The sequence below is a fragment of the Psychrobacillus sp. FSL K6-1415 genome (assembly GCF_038003185.1).
Taxonomy (GTDB): Bacteria; Bacillota; Bacilli; order Bacillales_A; family Planococcaceae; genus Psychrobacillus; species Psychrobacillus psychrodurans.
In genome coordinates this window covers 943,961-962,366 of the sequence record NZ_JBBOOQ010000001.1, presented here as the reverse complement: position 1 = coordinate 962,366, position 18,406 = coordinate 943,961, and the positions used below count along the sequence as shown (strand labels likewise).

Below are 18,406 nucleotides of genomic sequence, written 5' to 3'. Positions count from 1 at the left end.
ACGGTTGATTATCCGCGAATTTGACTAGCAACTTGTTGATCTGCATCTTGCAACGCTTGACCAGCACGGCTTAATTGAATTCCTACTTCACTTAATAATTCACGCATTTCATTGAAATGAGGTTTAAGTCTCTCATATTGCTCAGCGAAGGCTGCACTTGAAGAACCTTCCCACATTGATTGCAATTCACCAATCATGCCATCTAGACGACCAATTTGAGAAGCAACCTCCCCTGATTCATGGTTGTAGCGAGAAGCCATAGCATCTAACTCAGCTGGTGTTACGCGAATAATTCCTGACATTCCATACATCTCCCTTATCTTGAAATTTTGTGGCATTTATAAAATAACTGTGTAGTGCTTTTATAAGGACCCACAGGTACTTCCTACATTGGTAAAAATGGGTAATTGAAGTCAACTAACACCCAATACCCCAACCTCTTACTTTATAAACCTATTTCTATAAATTATTTTTATAAATTTATAAATAGTAAGATTCGTATAACACTATATGACGTAAATTCGTGTTATTAATTGAACCAACTTATTATGAAATTGAGTCTCTATAATAGGCTAAGAAACTGTTTAGAAAAGTTTTTAACTACTTAATATGGTGGAAGTACTAGAAAACTTTTCCTTTAATATAATAAATACCATTACATATTCTTATAGTCAAAAATCCTATAAAAATTTGTAAATTTCAATAGAACTATCAACTCATAGACTTTAGTCACTAAATTTTAACAATTAGATTTGCATAATGTTTTTTTGTTTTCATTTTTTAATATTAGTTTTAAATAATCAAATTATTAATATTAGAAATAAAATGAATTACTTTTTCCTCATTTTTCACAGAATATATCGTGATAATATCTCGGTACAAAGATACTCAAAACTATGCATTTCTATGTCATTGCTTTCCAATTGAAATTTTAAAGAAACATTATATCGAATAGGTATATTATTCATAGTGCACTTCAAAATTATGGAAGTCTAACCTATTTTGAGTATTAGGAAAACCAGGCAAATAGAAACCCGGTCCTTATAGTTCAAAACCTGTATCTAACTTTTTCGAAGTGCTCTGGAGACTTATTGTAATATTATTACCGAATGTTTTTAGAGCAGCTGGTCGTGACTAACTTCACGACCAGCTGCTCTTTTCTCGGTAAGCTTATGACAATTGTCTGTCAGTCTCCCTACCACTACAACTTATGGAAACAGATTAGTGCATTGTATGAACGCGACGCTTTCCTGGGCTCAGTCCGGGTGCTCTCCGCGGCTACATCCTCTTAAAGTCGCAGTTCTTCACTCATCTCCACACCAATTTTGTTACTTCAATATCTGATTATTTTTGGATTATTATTTATCTCTTCCTATATAATGCTCGTATTATGAATGTGGAGTTCGTGATTACTTGATAAATTTGTTATACAAATGATTGTTCTTGAATGAGTTTGAACGTTTTTGATTGATTATAACTATTACTTAGAGTATTATGGTTTTAACAGAAATATAACTATATTCTAGGAAGCGGGTGATGACTTGCTAACAAATGAAAGACATTCCTATATTTTAAAGAAGTTAGAAAAAAAACAAGCAGTAAAAATCCAAGATTTAGTGGATGAAACTGGTGCTTCCGAATCGACAATTCGAAGAGATTTGACTGAACTTGAAAGCCAGCAGAAGCTAGAACGCGTTTTTGGTGGTGCAATTCTGACGAGACACAATTTAATAGAACAAAGCGTAACCGATAAATCTACTCAGAATCTATCCGAAAAAATCCAAGTCGCCCAAGCAGCAGCGGAACTGATTAAAGAAGGAGACAGCGTCTTTTTGGATGCTGGTACCACGACTTTTCAAATGATTCCATTTCTGCAGAACAAAAACCTGGTAGTCGTAACGAATGGTCTGACACTCGTTGATACCTTGAATGAATATGGCATAACCACTTATTTGAACGGTGGATTATTTAAGTCGAAAACTAGTGCATTTGTCGGTTCTCAAACGGTACTGGCTATGAAAAATTATCGTTTTGACGTATGTTTTCTCGGGGTAAATGGCCTGCATGTAGAAAACGGTTATACGACACCAGATCCTGAAGAAGCGGCAGTCAAACAAGTGGCAAGTTCTTTGTCCCGAAATACCTTTGTGCTCGCTGACCATTCTAAAATCAATCAAGTCAGCTTCGCTAAAATCATGGATTTGGAAAATGCCATGTTGATTATCGACAGTATGCCTTCAGAAATACTCGATGATTTCAGAAAAAAAACTTCAGTAAAGTTGGTGCACGAATGATTTATACTTGTACGATCACACCATCAATCGATTATACCGTTTACCTGCCTGCTTTCGAAAACGGTAAACTAAACCGTTCTGAAGAAGTGTATTATTATCCCGGCGGTAAAGGCATTAATGTTTCACGCGTATTAAACAGACTGGGTGTTGAAAGCCAAGCTCTAGGATTTACTGGTGGCTTTACAGGCAGCTATATAGAAAGCTTTCTACAAAAAGAAGGTGTAGCTACTGATTTTATTGAAACTTCACAAATAACCCGGATAAATATAAAAATCAAGTCAGAAAAAGAAACGGAATTAAACGGACCAGGTCCACAATTGACAGAACAACAATTGATGATCCTTACAAATAAAGTAAAAGCCATGAAAAAAGGCGATTGGTTCATTCTTGCGGGCAGCCTTCCTGGCTCTATCCCCGAAAGCTATTTTCTCGATCTAGCTAAGATTTGCAGTGAGAATGGAGTGCGTTTTGTACTGGACACATCGGGTCCCGCACTAAAAAAACTGACAAATGTTCCATGTTTTTTAATCAAGCCAAACCTCGATGAACTGGGCGAATTATTCGATACGAAAATCACAGATATAAAGGCTGCACACTTCTATGCCAAGAGGCTTTTAGAAAACGATATTAGATATGTCATAGTGTCGATGGGCGCTGATGGGGCTTTGCTCGTTACCAAAAATCTGTCTTTAAGTGCAAAAGCACCTATCGGTACCGTCATTAATACCGTAGGATCAGGCGATTCTCTCGTTTCCGGGTTTATCGCTTCCTATTCAAAAGACGAAAATCCTGAAAAAGCTTTTCGGTACGGTGTCGCAAGTGGTAGTGCCACGGCCTTTCGTTCCGATTTATGCGATCAACAAGGCGTAGAAGCATTACTTGAACAAGTAGAGATCACCCCAATCTGACAAAGGATGTGACAGAATGAAAATTATACAATTATTGACAGAGGAAACAATTATACTGAATTTAGATGCCACTTCAAAACAACAAGTTCTGAAAGAACTGACCGGGCAATTAGAACAAGCGGGAAAACTAGTGGACCGACAAGCATTCCTACAAGATATCCTAGCACGTGAAAATCAGAGCACTACAGGTATTGGAGAGGGTATTGCTATTCCGCACGCCAAGTCATTAGCAGTGAAAACTCCAGCTATTGCATTCGGAAGATCTGAACTTGGCCTCGACTATGAATCATTGGATGGCCAACCGGCACATTTATTTTTCATGATTGCAGCCACTGAAGGTGCAAATGATGATCACCTTGAAGCCTTATCAAGACTCGCAACATTTTTAATGGATGAAAAATTCCGTTCCCGTATCCTTGCAGCCAGTTCGAAGCAGGAAGTATTAGAGGCAATTACAGATAAAGAGACGGAAGACGAAGGTACAGAACAGGCATTTGCAGAAAAAGCTGAAACACGGACCGAATCATCCGCTAAAATGATTCTGGCTGTTACAGCCTGTCCAACAGGAATTGCCCATACCTATATGGCGGCAGAGAAACTCAATGAACGTGCAAAGGAACTCGGTATTACGCTAAAAGTGGAAACGAACGGTTCGAGCGGCGTGAAAAACCGTCTGACCGATGAGGAAATTAAAGAAGCTGAAGCAATTATCGTAGCTGCGGATACAAAAGTCGATATGGCTCGCTTTGATGGCAAACCGGTCATCCAGACTGCTGTAGGCAAAGCGATATACGAAACAGACAATTTACTTAATCGTGCGGTGAATAAAGATGCACCGGTCTATAAACATGACAAATCTAAAGATGAAGCATCCTCTAATGAAGGCAAGGGTGGATTTTATAAACATTTAATGAACGGTGTATCTAATATGTTACCGTTTGTAGTTGGTGGTGGTATTTTAATTGCCATTTCGTTTTTCTGGGGTATTAATGCCTCCAATCCGGAGAGTCCCGAATATAATGAATTTGCTGCTATGCTAAATACTATTGGTGGCGGCAATGCCTTCTTCCTTATGGTGCCTGTTCTAGCCGGATTTATCGCGATGAGTATTGCCGAACGTCCGGGATTTGCACCTGGGATGGTCGGTGGACTGATTGCAATTACCGTGACAGGCGTAGAAGGAGCAAGCGGTGGTTCTGGATTCCTTGGCGGACTTATTGCAGGGTTCCTTGCTGGTTATGTGACGCTGCTAGTCAAAAAAGTATTTTCTAGGCTTCCCAATTCACTTGAAGGTTTAAACCCGGTATTATTCTTTCCAGTATTTTCAATTGCTATTACCGGCATAATTATGATGCTAGTCAATCCAGAATTGACCAATGTTTATACAGGTATTTCAAGCTTCCTTGAAAGCCTCGGTGGAACTAACCTAGTGCTAGTCGGATTACTTCTCGGAGGCATGATGGCAATTGATATGGGCGGTCCTGTCAATAAAGCCGCCTATACATTTGGTATTGCTATGCTTGATGCACAGAACTTTAATTTCATTGCTACTGTCATGGCAGCGGGTATGGTGCCGCCACTCGGCGTAGCAATTTCTACAACGCTATTTAAAAATAAATTTACAAAACCTGAACGTGAAGCCGGCAAGACTGCTTATGTGCTCGGTGCTAGTTTTATCACAGAAGGTGTCATTCCGTTTGCAGCAGCTGACCCTGCACGCGTAATCCCGGCTTCTGTTGCCGGAGCTGCGGTCACCGGTGCATTGGTTATGCTGTTTGACATCGGTTTGCGGGCTCCTCATGGTGGAATCTTCGTTATCGGTCTCGTTGATGGAGGAGCGGCAAATATTCTAATGTATGCCATCGCTATTCTCGTAGGTTCCTTTATTACTGCTATAATCCTCGGATTACTGAAAAAGAAAATCGCAGTAGCTGCATGATGCAATACCCCTTAGCTTTCGGATTTCCCCCGAAAGCTATTTTTATTTAGGTATATTTAGTTAATGGTTGATACTTACACCGTTTCTAATATAGCAACAGAGAAAAACAATTTATATCCATTAAAAGAAAATTAGTAGCAATACTCCTACGAAGAAACAATAATAGGTAAAATAAACAAGCTTTCCATTTTTCATAATTCCCATAAACCACTTCATCGCAAAATAGGTCATTAAAAGTGTTGCTATAAACGCCGCTAAATACGGAATTGCTAATTCTGCTTTATTCGGTTCATTTAGAAAATCAGAAAATCCTAATATAACCCCCCCGAGGCTAATAGGAATATACAGCATAAATGAAAATCGAAGTGCAGTATCTTGTTTCATTCCAACAGCAATCGAAGAAATAATAGTTGCACCTGAACGACTAATCCCTGGTGTTAATGCAACAGCCTGCCCTAATCCTACAAGGAAAGCATCCTTAATTTTAATATCACCCTCGCCTTTATTACTTTAATGTTGCGAATCAACCACAAGGCAATCCCAGTTACGAAGAGCATAACCGCAATCGTTGTCATGCTAACACTTTCAGCAATATAATCACTTAATAAAACCCCAAGAACACCCGCTGGAATTGTACCAATGATTATAAAGAAAACAAAACGATAGTCGTCCTTATAACTAGATTTTTTCGTTTTCAAATATAGAATTGAATTTACCGCAAGTCTTACGATATCTTTTTTGTAAATGAAAAGTATGGCAAATAGTGAAGCTGTATTTGTTAATATAGCAAAAGTAAATCCTTGTTCACCTAGTCCCAAAATTTCACTAGCAATCATTACATGCCCACTAGACGACACGGGAATTGGTTCTGTAAAGCCTTGAACTAGTCCAATAATAATCATTTTGATTATTAATAAAATATCTACTTCTCCCATTTTGGCCTCCCAATAAATTTTCATTTTTAGATCAATGCATTAAGATTTCATGTATTCATTTTTCAATGGATATCCACCTTTTTAAAGTAGACGATAGCGGAGATAAAACCAATGATAGATGTAATAAAAATAATGGTATAAGATATTTCCGCTGGGTATGTCGGTTGAAGAGTACCATTTGCGATATCTCCTGCTGCTGCCCATGGAAATAGCGCCCTATGTTCCGAATTTCCACTCATTACGTTAATCATGGTTATTACGATTGTTAGAATAATTGTTGGCACATAATTCTTCATCACAACTGCTATAAGTACAATGGGGGTAGATAGAATAAAAACAAGTATTCCCCCTGTAATAAATCTCCCTAGGTATTCAACTATCAATAAGGTACTTAGACCTTCGAACTGCCCTAATATCCCTAAAAGCAATGTTAATCCCCAAGAAACTAACGACAATAGCATAATCCACATAAATAAGATGACTAATTTACTCATTATATAGCTTATTCGTGACACTGGAATGGTTAAAAGATTTTTCAACGTGTCTTCCAAATATTCACGACCAAATAGATAAGCAGTAATCACTCCATATAAAGGAACACCTATTATTAATACAGTATACAAATTAGTTTCATAAAAAATTTCATCAAATGTAATTAGTTGAGCTGGATTTTCAGTCTTCATATGGACATAGGATGCTACTACCACCATAAAGGGGGCTACCACTGATCCTAGAATACTAATTAAAAACATCTTAGAGCGTTTTAGCTTTAAAAGTTCTGTATATAAAAGATTAACCAATCGTGCCACCCCCAACTAAATTTGTAAAATAGTCTTCTAATTTGTCTTCGCTCATCGTAATCTTAAATACTTCAATATCGTTTTGTACAAATAATTTGTTCATTTTTCCTTGTTGTCCTAAGTAAGAATAAACGCGGATATTACCATCATCATGAGCTTCATAATCATAAATATTAAAGTGCTTCTCTAGGAGCATCACTGCTTTATTGTCGTTAGATACTTGAAACTCTATATATCTACGGTTTCTTTTTCTAAGATCATCAAATGTGACCTCTTCTAAGAGCTTCCCTCCATGAATAATCCCCATCGTATCTGCCAATTGCTCTATTTCTGATAAAATATGACTTGAAATTAATATGGTTATATTTCTTTCTTCAGCCAGAGATTTAATTAGGCGTCTCATTTCCTTAATACCAATAGGATCCAACCCGTTGGTAGGTTCATCTAATATTAAGACTTCTGGATAATGGACAAGAGCTCTTGCAATCCCCAATCTTTGCTTCATTCCTAAAGAATATTTCCCTACTAACTTTTTCGTTTCATCCTGAAGTCCAACAATTTCTAATGCTTCTTCAATTGCATTTTTCTTATAAATCCCCATGATTTTGGAATTAATTAGTAAGTTTTCTTTTGCTGTAAGGTTTTCGTAAAACCCAGGCACTTCAACCATGGAACCGATCCTTCTTAAAATCTCCTTTTGGTTTTTAAACAAATTTTCTCCGAATATTTCGATTTCCCCATTGGTTGGTTTGATTAATCCTAATAACATTCTAATTGTTGTCGTTTTCCCTGCACCATTTCGTCCTAAAAAGCCATATATCTCCCCTTGCTTCACACTCATACTCAAATGATCTACTGATGTTTGGTTGCCATATACCTTCGTTAGATTAGTGGTTTTGATAATCGTACTCATTTTGTAACACCTTCTTTCTGTAATCCTAGTTACATTATAAGTAGGAATATTTAAACGCTTCTTATCTATTTCTTAACTATTTCTTAAATGTGTTCGAGTTGTTTTGTCTAGGAATCGAAAAGCCAAACGTAGTTTTTTGCCATGGAATACTTTCAACCCATATTTCTCCTTGGTTTTTTTCTACTAGTGCTTTAGCGATAGCAAGTCCTAGCCCACTTCCCGCACTAATAAGAGTCCTAGATAGATCCCCTCTATACATTCTTTCGAATACAAATTCAAGGTTCTCTTTTGGTATACCTGGTCCTTGATCCCAGATAAGCAGTTGATACTCATTTGCTTTTTCTATAAGCTCTATCCCTAATGTTTTCCCGACTTTTCCATGTTCCAATGCGTTTTGAATTATATTACGAATGACTCGCATAAGGCTTAGACGATCTGCTATGACATAGCATTTTGTTTCAGGGATACTAATATGTAGCTCTGTATGATCATTCTTCACTTTAGGTAAAAACTCAATTAACAATTCTCTAGCTATTTCAGCTAAATCCAGGGATTCTACTTTCAATGAGATTTCATCTGCATCAAGCTTTGCCATATCAAATATTTCATCGATCAATTGTTTTAAACTATCTGCTTTCTTAGAAACAATCATAAGGTACTCCTGTTTTTCTTTTTCTGAAGTTGCTATATCATCTTGGAGGGCATCAATATATCCAATAATTGAGGTAAGGGGAGTTCGAATATCATGAGAAATACTAGAGAGAAGGCTTCTTCTAGCAGTTTGGGATTTAATTGACTGGATTTGAACTTTTTCTAGTTGTTCAATTAGTTCATTAACAGAAAAAACTACTTCATCAAATAAGGAATTGTCCTGTGCTAATAATCTTGTCTTAAAGTTCCCTTTAATTGCACGTCTTAACTCTACTATCATATGTTTTAGTCTAGCTCTAGAGCGAAACCTTAATATTAAATGAATGAACGTTAAAGAAAATAGTAAAATGAATAATGTCCCTTTGAACAGTCCTATTAATTGATCATTGAGATCAATTAATAAGAGTCCAATAATCACTATAAATTGTAGGATAGTTAGCAGTAAATATTTGTCATGTTTCATATTTTTTCACCTATAAACTTATATCCAATACCCCATACAGTTTGAATAAATTGTGGGTTAGAGGGATCCATTTCTATTTTCTTTCTAAGTTTCCTAATATGAACCATCACTGTATTGTCATCTTCTATATAATTTTTGTCCCAAACATTGCGAAATAGTTGTGTTTTGGTAAATACTTGCTCTGGATGAGAAGCAAGAAACTTCAGTAGGTCAAACTCCATTGCAGTTAAAGATATTTCTTCTCCAGCTACAGTAACTGTGTATTTTTTAAAATCAATGTTTAAACCTTTAAAACTAATGAGATTTTTGTCATGGGAATTGCCACTGATACCTAATTTAGATATCTCCTCATAAGAGCCTTAATTCTTGCGATCACTTCATTAATACTAAAAGGCTTTGTAATATAATCATCTGCTCCTATGCTTAAACCTAAAATTTTATCAACTTCGTGATCCTTTGCTGTGAGCATAAGTATCGGCACATTCGTTTGAATTCTTAGTCTTCTGCATACCTCTATACCATCAATTTTTGGCATCATTAAATCTAAGATGATTAAGTTATATGTATTTATATCAAATAAAGCAAGGGCTTCTTCTCCGTTTGCTGCTACATCTACTCTATACAATTCTCTTTCTAGATATTTTTTCAGCAAATCTCGAATATCTTTGTCATCGTCTGCTAACAGTACTCGAATATCTTCCATATTTTCACCTATTTCTTATATAATTTAATCAATTTCATAAAGAATTTTATATAGTTAAATCTGAACAAAGCTGATTTCCGCTCTAGGCGGACGCTTTCCGCGGGCACGGCTTCAATCTCCTCGTCACTACGAAAACATATGCTCCTGCGGTTACTCGTCGCAAAGACATCGGTCAAACAAAGTTTGGCCAATGTCTTTGCTGCGGGCTTTCAGCTCGCGCTGTTAAAATCCACTTGATAATCAGAACAGCAAGAATTTAATTAAAAAATCAATAATAAAAGTCTTATTGTAATTTAAAAAGAAAAAAAGTTGCTGGGAACCACTATAAATCAGACAAACTAACGCTAATATTGCAAGTGACAAATTTATTATCGCACTTATTTTATTACTGTCCCATTATTCCAACATCATCTGGTGAACTCCTCTAAACATCCAAAAAGCTAGCAGTAATAACCACCCGAAGTTGTTGTTCAAAGAGTTTTTATCGAAGAAAAACTTTATAGTCCCCAAGATTAACACGATATAGATTACATTAAATATAACTCTGATTATCTTATTTTCCAATTTATCCTTTTCTGTCATTTGTCTCATAATTAATATAAATACCTCCTATGGTTCAACAACTATTGAATAAAAATTATAAATATGAATTCTTAAACCATTAATTATATCAATTCCCTATTAAATTCCTATTAAAATAATTTTGATTTATTAATAAATTAAGAAAAACTTATATATGTTGTTTCACAGAAAATAAATTGCACATAAATAAGCTCCTACGGGAATAGCGTGACGCCCGTGGAAAGCGTCCCTGGAATGGAAATCAATTTTGTGCACAGCAAAAAAACAGCATTTTTCTCACAGAGAAAAATGCTGTTTTGGGGTTCTGTTCCAGCCTCTTAGTTAGTTTCGTAATACAGTCTTTAGTACTTTCCCACTTGCATTTCGAGGTAAAACCTCTATAAATTCAACTTCAACTGGTAGTTTATATTTTGCCAATTTTTTCGAACATGTACTTAAAACCTCGTCTTGAGTTAATTGTTTTCCATCTTTTAAGACGACAAAAGCTTTAGGAACCTCTCCGTAAATACTATGTGGAACTCCAATTACTGCAGCTTCTAATACTTCAGGTATCTTATAAAGAACTTCTTCTACTTCAACTGGGAAGACATTTTCTCCACCGCGTATAATCATATCTTTCTTTCGATCCACAATATACAATAGTCCATCCTCGTCCATTCGGCCTAAATCACCGGTATATAACCATCCATTTCTAATTGCCTGACGTGTTGCTTCCTCGTTTTTCAAATACCCTTTCATTAACTGAGGGCCCTTCACAACAATTTCTCCTACTTGGCCAGAAGGGAGAGCTTTGCCATGTTCATTGACTACTTGAATCTCTGTTCCTGGAACTGGTTCTCCAACGGAACCTACTTTAACAAGTGCATAATGGTCCTTTAATGTCGTTGCAGCTGGGGAGTTTTCTGTTTGTCCATATATATTCTGGACTTTCACTTCTGGGAACATTATTTTTATTTTACGGATTAACTCAAACGGCATGGGAGACGCACCATACGTAAATAGTCTTAAATTAGATAACCTTAGCGTTTCCATTTTGGAGCTATTCAACAAAATACTATACATTGCTGGTACACCAAAGAAAACGGTGATTTTCTCTTGTTCCAATGTGTCCATCGTTTGTTCCGGAGAAAATCCCTCTTCAATAACAACAGTTCCACCAGCGTAAATAACTGGAATGCTAAACACATGACTTGCTGCACAATGAAAAAGAGGAGCTACAATTTGCATGCGATCCGTTGAATTTAGTTCAAGTGCCTCAACATATAGCTTCGCAGTTGCTCGAACATTAGCTGCCGATAGCATAACCCCTTTTGGCTTACCTGTCGTACCAGATGTATAGAAGATAACAGTAGTAGTATTTTCATCTATTTTAATTTCATCAAATAATAAACTTTCATCATTTAATACGGTGAGTAGCGTATCTTCTTCTCCTAAACATAGAAGATTATCAAAACAATTCATTGTTTCTGGAATATCGTCTAATATTGTTTGTAAACGAGTATCATATATTAATGCCTTTGCTTCTGAGTGGCTAAATATATAGTTAACTTCTGCTGCAGTTAACTTTGTATTTATCGGTAATATCGTAAAACCACCTAGCTGACATGCATAATAACACGTCAAAAAATAATCTGAGTTTATCATATAAACTGCTATGATATCCTCTTGTTTATACCCTTTCGATTGAAAATATCCTGCAAGACGTTTAGCCTGTTCGAACATATCTTCGTAGCTTGTCTCCCTACCTTTAAAAGAAGTAATTATTTTCGTAGGTTGTTCTTTTGCTAAATATGCTAACCTCTCTGCTACTAACATTCTATTCCCCCTTTTATAGTCACTCTATTTTAATATTCATAAATTACTGAATATTAAAACTTTAATACTATTATACATAAATAGTAGAGAAATCATAACTAATTTCTGTGGTAATCAATAAGAGTGCGGATAGATATATGATCGGGCAAAAACGTTCTTTTCTCAGAAAAAAACTCCAGCGAGATTATTTCTCGCTGAAGCAATTTATTATTGTTCTTCTTTTCTTTTGTCAATCGGTGGTAAGTCCTCGAACGGGTGAAGATCATCCGTCGATGGAATATTATATCCTGTGCTAGGTGAATCTTCCTCATGTGCAGGATTTACTTCATTTACATTCGCTTCTCTAATAGAACTCATTTCATCCATATGAGGACTTGCTCCTTTTAAACTTTGCTCTGTTTTTGTAGGGTCTTGATAATTTTCTTTAAATGATTCTTTCATCGATTCCTTTTCTTGTTGATATTTCTCTTTAGATACTTCTGCATCATCTAAGCTTTTTTCCATTTTCGTTAAATACTTTGTAGCATGCTCTCGACCACCAAGTCCAAATGCAAGTCCGAATGCCAATGCCACTCCTCCAAGAATAAGGATGAATGCTGCGTTAATAATTGAAGCAGCAATACCTAATTGATCTAATGCCATGAAAAACGCAAATGCTAAAATAGCATATTTTGCTACATAACGAAGGAAGTGCGGTGTTCCTGATGAATGCGTCATCACGTTGCCAACTATTTTTTCTACTAAACTAGCTAACCAGAATCCTACAGCTAAAATAATTATTGCTGCAATTACAGAAGGCAAATAAGTAAAGATACCAGTCGCCAACGTTACCATAAAGTCTAATTCTAATAGTTGAAGTGCTTCCACTACAAATAGCAAGATAATAATAACTTGTACAATCGTCCCTAGTAATATAGCAAACGATGGTGCTCCTCCACTAACAGATTTGAATCCCATTTTTCCAAAAATTGAATTCACACCTAATTTTTCTAGTAGGGATACAACTACATCCTTAACCCATTTGGCAGCAACAATACCAACTAGTACAAGAACAATTGCTACGAAAATCTTCGGAAGCATGGTCATAACATCATTCAACATTGCAATTGCCGGGCCAGAAATACCTTCTAAATCTAGAATCTCTAGTGCTGTAATCGATACTGGAATCATTATTAAAACAAATGCAATAATACCAACAATTTTCGATAAACTAGTACCTTCAACGAAAGAAGATAGTTTCCATTTATCCGCCAGTCTATCTGCTCCAGCAGATTGTAATAACTTTTCTATTATGTTTCGAACTAGTTTCGCAACAAACAAACCAATTGCAAATACAATTCCAGCTGATATTAACTTCGGTATAAAGTTGAAAAAGCTTGCAAGCATCCCTTCAAATGGCCCACTTAATCCGTTAATTCCTAATGCATTCAATACAGCGGGAATAAATAACAAGAATATTAAATAATATGCAACTTTCGCTGTAGTTTCCGTCCACTTAGCTTGGTTTTCAGGTTTTGCGTCAATTCCTGCCTTCGCCGAGTATTTATTTAAGTTGAGTTTCGATCCAGCCATTTGAATACCTTTTTTCACAACAGTAGCCAAAACCCATGCAAATAATAATATCAAAGCAGCCTTCAATATGTTCAAGAAAGCTCCAGTCAATCCTGAATACATCGAAACAAATGGTGTTGCCATCGTATTCAAATTTAAAATATTAAAGAATAATACTAATGCTAAAATCAACACAATAACAAATACAACTTTACTAATAATCTTCTCTACGGTCCATTTGGACTTCGTGTTTCCTAAACGTTCATTTACCCGAAACTTTCTCAATAACTTGTGAGTAGCATTTTCCAATACTTTTGCGACGATAAATCCAATAACAAGTACAAGTATTGCTACGATTAACTCAGGTAAATATGATAATGTATCATTCCAATAATAGCGATCTAGCATACTTTTTCCTCCTTCTATTCAACCTTATTTATGTTGTTCACATAATTCAGTTACCCCTCAAGCAGAAAAATTAAACAGGTATACTAAAAAATCCAATCCCACAAGTGAAAGGATTGGATTAACTAAAATCAATTATTTTAAACTATCTATCGCATGTTTTACACTTCCATATGTATCAAAAGAAGTAAAATCAATTCCCGCTTTAACTACTGTCATCGATAAATTAGGACGAATTCCAGAGAATAACACATGAATCCCTAATAGTCCAAGCACATTGTGAATCGTGAATATATGCTGAGCTATTTCCGTATCTATTGCTAAAATACCACTAAAGTCGATAATCAGATGGTCAACCTTTAAACTAGGAATGCTAGGAACTACATAATTTAACAAATGTTGAACACGAGTATAATCAATAGCACCTATTAACGGTAAAACTGCTACCCCGTCTTGAATAGGTACAATTGGTGCAGATAGCTCATTAATTTCCCGCTGATGATCCTTCATTAATTTATCACGATACATTTCATACGCTTGAATAGTTTCTGACATACTTACATCCATTAAATAACAGAATCTATTATTTACTTTAACAACATCTTCTGTAGTTAACCCATGTTCCATTGAAATTTGAGATATTTTTTGCAAAAATAACAACCGATTAATTGCATAAGGTTTTATAACTGCAGAAAATTGATGAAACAACCTCGCTTCTGCTTCCCCGTTCTGCTTACTCCACTCTTTCAGTACTTCTTCAGCTGACTCTTTAGAATCTTGCAGGGATTCAGACAGCAATACCAAAAACTGTACGTTTTTTTGTATAGCATGTTCAAGCTCTTCCTGCGTTAATTTAATACTCAAGTTTTCCAGTGCTGTATCGGTAATATCCCGTATAATCGTCTCTGCATTATCCACTAAATAATTGCTTACTTTTTGTATAGGTTCCATTCCTTTGCTCTAATCCCCAATCTTTATAAAGTTGCTATTACCGTATCTAATGTCTTTTTAGTAATTTTCCAGTGCGATGCATTCCACACTGCTTCTCCATTTGCTATCACAAATGCTTGAGGAGATTGATGTTGAATTCCCAGATCCATAGCTATTTCATTGGATACAGAACGGTGCTCTATCACCTTCACCAAATAGCGGTCCATCTGTTTTTCAAACGAACTGAACTCTCCATACGCATGAGCACTTACGGGACAGGTTGTACTATGCTTGAACACTAGTACTGGTTTTTCACTTGACCGTTCCAAAACTTGCTTCCATTGGTCAACAGATGTAAGTTCCGTATAATTCTCCATTCAATCATACTCCTCCTTATTAGAACGATATGTTTCTTTACCCCATAATACTAATCATAATCATTTATAACTTCAATTAATAAATATACTAAAATGTTTAAGGCATCTATTTTGGGTTATATAATACAGTAGGTTTGAACACCTCGAAAGGAGCCAACTAGATGAAAACCACAAAATTTAAAGTACTAACTTCAACATTTCTAACTTCGGCATTACTTTTAGGAGCTTGTGGAGACAACAATGATGAAGTAGAAGAAAACGAACTCAATGAAACCGAAGTACAAAAACAAGAAGAAGAAACAGCAAAAGAGGACACAACTGTAGAAACTCCAGAAGAACCAAAAGAAGTAGCATTCCAGTCGTTTAATCTACACATTGATACTGCCGATGCAAAAGATGCGGTGGTTGCACAATATACCGCAGAACCAAAAGACTCTCTTTACACTAATGAAAAAGATTCTGCGAACATAGAGGGAGAAGAAGCTAATGAACTTCTTAAATCTGTTCTTGGTGAACTACAACTAAACAAAGATATGGCCGATGAAGATGTTATTCAAAGAGTCACACTTGCTTTTGGTGTGGAGGAATATACAAACTTGAAATTAGAGATTGCTTATGATGATGAAAAAGAAGTTAAAACCTATACAGATAATAAAAATAAAAAATAAATACATTTAACCAAGTTGGACTTTCTAACTTGGTTTTATTTTTATTACGCTATGAAAGGAGTCATCATCTTGAAAACGTCTAAAATACTTAGCACTATAATATTAACCACAGCACTAACTTTAGGAGCATGTGGTGGCAACAATAATGACGAAACAGAAGAGAATGTTCCTAATGGTACAATAGTTAATCCAGAAGAGGATAATCTAGTAGATGAGAATCCCAAAAATGAATATAGCTTCACTAACTTTGACCTTCACATCGATACACCTGATAATACAGATGGTATAGTGGCTCAATACAATGTCGAATCAAAGGAAGCAATATATAGTAATATGCATGCCGCTACCAGTTTACAAGGGGATGCTGCCTATGCTGTGCTCCAACCAATTTTCTTAGAACTACAACCAATGAAAGTAATGAGTAATGAAGAAATAATCCAAAGAGTAGTATCGGCATTTGAAGTAGATGAGTATACGAAGTTTGATTTAGAAATCGAGTATCCAGATGGGGAGATTAAAACTTATAACGACGAAAACCAATAAGTTAAACCGATTTTAAGAGGCTAGCCCCTCTCAAAAGAAACCTACGCAGCGTTGTTCGGGTTTCACTATTTAATATACTTTTATGAAATTGATTAACTTTTTTATTTTTTAAGAAAACCGGGCAAAAGACGCCCGATTCTCTCTGAACAAGAACCTAGAAATGCTTTTTCCAATCACCTAATGGATTATCTTACCTTTTAGAAGAACAAAGCCAGGTTAGAATTCCTATCTAACCTAGCTTTTGAATATAACAATTGATTAATCTTCTAATTTAGCACACAAAACTCCAAAAGCAGTTCCTAATAGCGCACCAGCCATTACTTCTACCGGTTGATGACCCAGAAGTTCTTTTAACTCTCCTTCGCGTTGAACATATTCAAAGCTAGGAAAATTACCAGATAGCGCCACAATATTATCTTCCAAGTCATTTACTAATTGAGCAATCTCACCTGTATGTCTACGAATTCCCTGTGCATCATACATCACTATTACACCGAAAACAACCGCTAGAGCAGTTTCCGTATGACGAGCACCTTTATTTGTTGCGACATAAGATGCCAAAGCCGCTACACCCGCTGAATGAGAGCTTGGCATTCCTCCTGTTGTAAATGCCTGCTTTAAATCCCAGTTACCCGTTAGCTTTTTATGCGTTAAAACCTTCAAGCCTTGTGCTAATCCAATTGCCGAAAGCGCAGTAATAATTCCTCTATTCATTTTCGTCATTTGTATTCTCCACCATTTCAAAATTATATATATTTCCTTCTTTACGATACCCTTTTTCAGTACTAATAATCAAAAAGGTTTAACTTTTTCCTTCGATAGATACTGGCGAGAAAATATAATCACCTCTTACGATAGCTTCTCCAATTTTAACTGGAACCCTTTTAGAAAAAATTGGACCGTCCACAACGACCGTATGAAATTCTCCATTTTCCCCACAAGCATCAATCTCTAAAGCTTCTAGTTCTACTATTAAATCTTTCGAAAATTTTCTCCCAACAAACTCTGCTGGCATCATAGAAGTGTTAACAACTACAATCCAAGCCTCAAAACCTACGTCTAACAACTCCTCAATAATTCTTCGACGTGGCTCCTGCCACAATGGATGCACAGCAACAATACCCGATTTCTCACACGTCTTTTGTACCCATTCTAAGTGACCCTCAAGATCAATATCTCCAAATACACCATGTGTAATTCCTTGAGCTCTGCACTGATCCATTGCATCTATAAATTGACTCTCATAGGAATTCCAACTTGCTTCTTTAATGAACAATGGCACCCCTAAACTTTCTGCTTGAGCCCTCACCACTTCAAGGGGAAGTGCATGAGATTTAGAAATTCCTCCATTCTCTTCAAACATTGTCAGTAACCTTTTTGGTTTCATCGCCATTTTCATTGCACGGTAATAAGCCATTGCAGAATCCTTCCCACCACTCCAAGAACATATAAATGGAATATCTTTCAATCTTGGCACATCCTCTCTTAACTAGTTTCATTGTAATCTATTTTTATAAATACAAGAATATATTCCTCCACTTCCATCACATACTAATAGAAAAACAGGAAAGAGGATTATATCACTTTGCAATCAATTTCTTCTACTTCACCTCGAAATAAACTGATTAATATGGGCATTATCCTGTTACTACTTGCGACTTTCGATGCTCTTTTTACCGATTTTGGAATTCAAAATCATCTTATTACAGAATCCAATCCGATTATGAATACTATATATAATGTTAATGTTGCAGGCTTTTATTTTATAAAAATAGCTCTACCGGTTTTATTAATCGGAATTGTATCCAAGTTGGAATCGAAACCATTCATACTGATTTTATTAAATATAGCAATTTCCCTCTATGTAGGTGTGCTCATGCTTCATTTATTTTGGATTACTCTTGCTTTTATCGGGCTTTAACGGTCTGG

Annotated in this window: 16 protein-coding genes and 2 pseudogenes; 6 read left to right on the top strand and 12 right to left on the bottom strand. The window is 35.9% G+C overall.

The window, feature by feature from the left end:
• Positions 1–8: 8 nt before the first annotated feature.
• A complete protein-coding gene (locus MKY60_RS04505; RefSeq protein WP_090565261.1) occupies positions 9–302 on the bottom strand; it encodes a WXG100 family type VII secretion target in 294 nt (97 codons plus the stop codon).
• Between the two features lie 1,239 nt (positions 303–1,541).
• Between MKY60_RS04505 and MKY60_RS04500 the strand changes: the two genes are divergently transcribed.
• Genes MKY60_RS04500 through MKY60_RS04490 form a run of 3 tightly spaced genes read left to right on the top strand, consistent with a single transcriptional unit; the run spans position 1,542 to position 5,141 of the window.
• Complete coding sequence (locus MKY60_RS04500; RefSeq protein ID WP_340928812.1) at positions 1,542–2,294, top strand: DeoR/GlpR family DNA-binding transcription regulator; 753 nt, start codon at positions 1,542–1,544, stop codon at positions 2,292–2,294.
• Positions 2,291–3,202: a 1-phosphofructokinase gene (gene pfkB, locus MKY60_RS04495; RefSeq protein WP_340928811.1), complete on the top strand. Its 912-nt coding sequence runs from the start codon at positions 2,291–2,293 to the stop codon at positions 3,200–3,202. Before MKY60_RS04500 ends, pfkB begins: the two co-directional genes overlap by 4 nt.
• A 16-nt stretch (positions 3,203–3,218) precedes the next feature.
• Positions 3,219–5,141, top strand: coding sequence for a PTS fructose transporter subunit IIABC (locus MKY60_RS04490; RefSeq protein WP_340928810.1), 1,923 nt, complete (start codon positions 3,219–3,221; stop codon positions 5,139–5,141).
• A gap of 120 nt (positions 5,142–5,261) precedes the next feature.
• On the opposite strand, the pseudogene MKY60_RS04485 reads toward MKY60_RS04490, so the two are convergent.
• The 9 genes and pseudogenes from MKY60_RS04485 to ytxJ all read right to left on the bottom strand — a co-directional run bounded on the left by MKY60_RS04485 (position 5,262) and on the right by ytxJ (position 15,266).
• Positions 5,262–6,076 (bottom strand): annotated as a pseudogene (locus tag MKY60_RS04485) (undecaprenyl-diphosphate phosphatase).
• 62 nt (positions 6,077–6,138) lie between these two features.
• The gene (locus MKY60_RS04480; protein ID WP_340928809.1) at positions 6,139–6,876 is read right to left on the bottom strand and encodes an ABC transporter permease; all 738 of its coding nucleotides are present in this window, start codon (positions 6,874–6,876) and stop codon (positions 6,139–6,141) included.
• The gene (locus tag MKY60_RS04475) at positions 6,869–7,789 is read right to left on the bottom strand and encodes an ABC transporter ATP-binding protein (RefSeq protein ID WP_340928808.1); all 921 of its coding nucleotides are present in this window, start codon (positions 7,787–7,789) and stop codon (positions 6,869–6,871) included. Before MKY60_RS04475 ends, MKY60_RS04480 begins: the two co-directional genes overlap by 8 nt.
• Before the next feature lie 76 nt (positions 7,790–7,865).
• The gene (locus tag MKY60_RS04470; RefSeq protein ID WP_340928806.1) at positions 7,866–8,903 is read right to left on the bottom strand and encodes a sensor histidine kinase; all 1,038 of its coding nucleotides are present in this window, start codon (positions 8,901–8,903) and stop codon (positions 7,866–7,868) included.
• A pseudogene (locus MKY60_RS04465) lies at positions 8,900–9,606 on the bottom strand (response regulator transcription factor). Before MKY60_RS04465 ends, MKY60_RS04470 begins: the two are co-directional and overlap by 4 nt.
• A 903-nt stretch (positions 9,607–10,509) precedes the next feature.
• Positions 10,510–12,003 carry a class I adenylate-forming enzyme family protein gene (locus MKY60_RS04460; RefSeq protein ID WP_340928803.1) on the bottom strand — a complete coding sequence of 498 codons (1,494 nt, stop codon included), beginning with the start codon at positions 12,001–12,003 and terminating at the stop codon, positions 10,510–10,512.
• 207 nt (positions 12,004–12,210) lie between these two features.
• Complete coding sequence (locus MKY60_RS04455) at positions 12,211–13,962, bottom strand: mechanosensitive ion channel (RefSeq protein WP_340879173.1); 1,752 nt, start codon at positions 13,960–13,962, stop codon at positions 12,211–12,213.
• 132 nt (positions 13,963–14,094) lie between these two features.
• Complete coding sequence (locus tag MKY60_RS04450) at positions 14,095–14,910, bottom strand: STAS domain-containing protein (protein WP_340879172.1); 816 nt, start codon at positions 14,908–14,910, stop codon at positions 14,095–14,097.
• 23 nt (positions 14,911–14,933) lie between these two features.
• Positions 14,934–15,266: a bacillithiol system redox-active protein YtxJ gene (ytxJ, locus tag MKY60_RS04445; protein WP_340879171.1), complete on the bottom strand. Its 333-nt coding sequence runs from the start codon at positions 15,264–15,266 to the stop codon at positions 14,934–14,936.
• A 161-nt stretch (positions 15,267–15,427) separates the two neighbouring features.
• Here ytxJ and MKY60_RS04440 point away from each other — a divergent pair, with 161 nt between their 5' ends.
• The gene (locus MKY60_RS04440; RefSeq protein WP_241595386.1) at positions 15,428–15,934 is read left to right on the top strand and encodes a YusW family protein; all 507 of its coding nucleotides are present in this window, start codon (positions 15,428–15,430) and stop codon (positions 15,932–15,934) included.
• Positions 15,935–16,003: 69 nt separating this feature from the next.
• Positions 16,004–16,477 (top strand): YusW family protein, encoded by a 474-nt coding sequence (locus MKY60_RS04435; RefSeq protein ID WP_340928801.1) that lies wholly within the window; start codon positions 16,004–16,006, stop codon positions 16,475–16,477.
• A 258-nt stretch (positions 16,478–16,735) separates the two neighbouring features.
• Here the strand turns inward: MKY60_RS04435 and MKY60_RS04430 are convergent, their stop codons facing one another.
• Together MKY60_RS04430 and MKY60_RS04425 are read right to left on the bottom strand one after the other, a co-directional pair.
• Positions 16,736–17,200 (bottom strand): divergent PAP2 family protein, encoded by a 465-nt coding sequence (locus tag MKY60_RS04430; RefSeq protein ID WP_090565297.1) that lies wholly within the window; start codon positions 17,198–17,200, stop codon positions 16,736–16,738.
• Positions 17,201–17,279: 79 nt separating this feature from the next.
• Positions 17,280–17,945: a Dph6-related ATP pyrophosphatase gene (locus MKY60_RS04425; protein ID WP_340928800.1), complete on the bottom strand. Its 666-nt coding sequence runs from the start codon at positions 17,943–17,945 to the stop codon at positions 17,280–17,282.
• Positions 17,946–18,062: 117 nt separating this feature from the next.
• Here MKY60_RS04425 and MKY60_RS04420 point away from each other — a divergent pair, with 117 nt between their 5' ends.
• Positions 18,063–18,398, top strand: a complete 336-nt coding sequence (locus MKY60_RS04420; protein ID WP_093494059.1) for a DUF5658 family protein — start codon at positions 18,063–18,065, stop codon at positions 18,396–18,398.
• Positions 18,399–18,406: the final 8 nt, after the last annotated feature.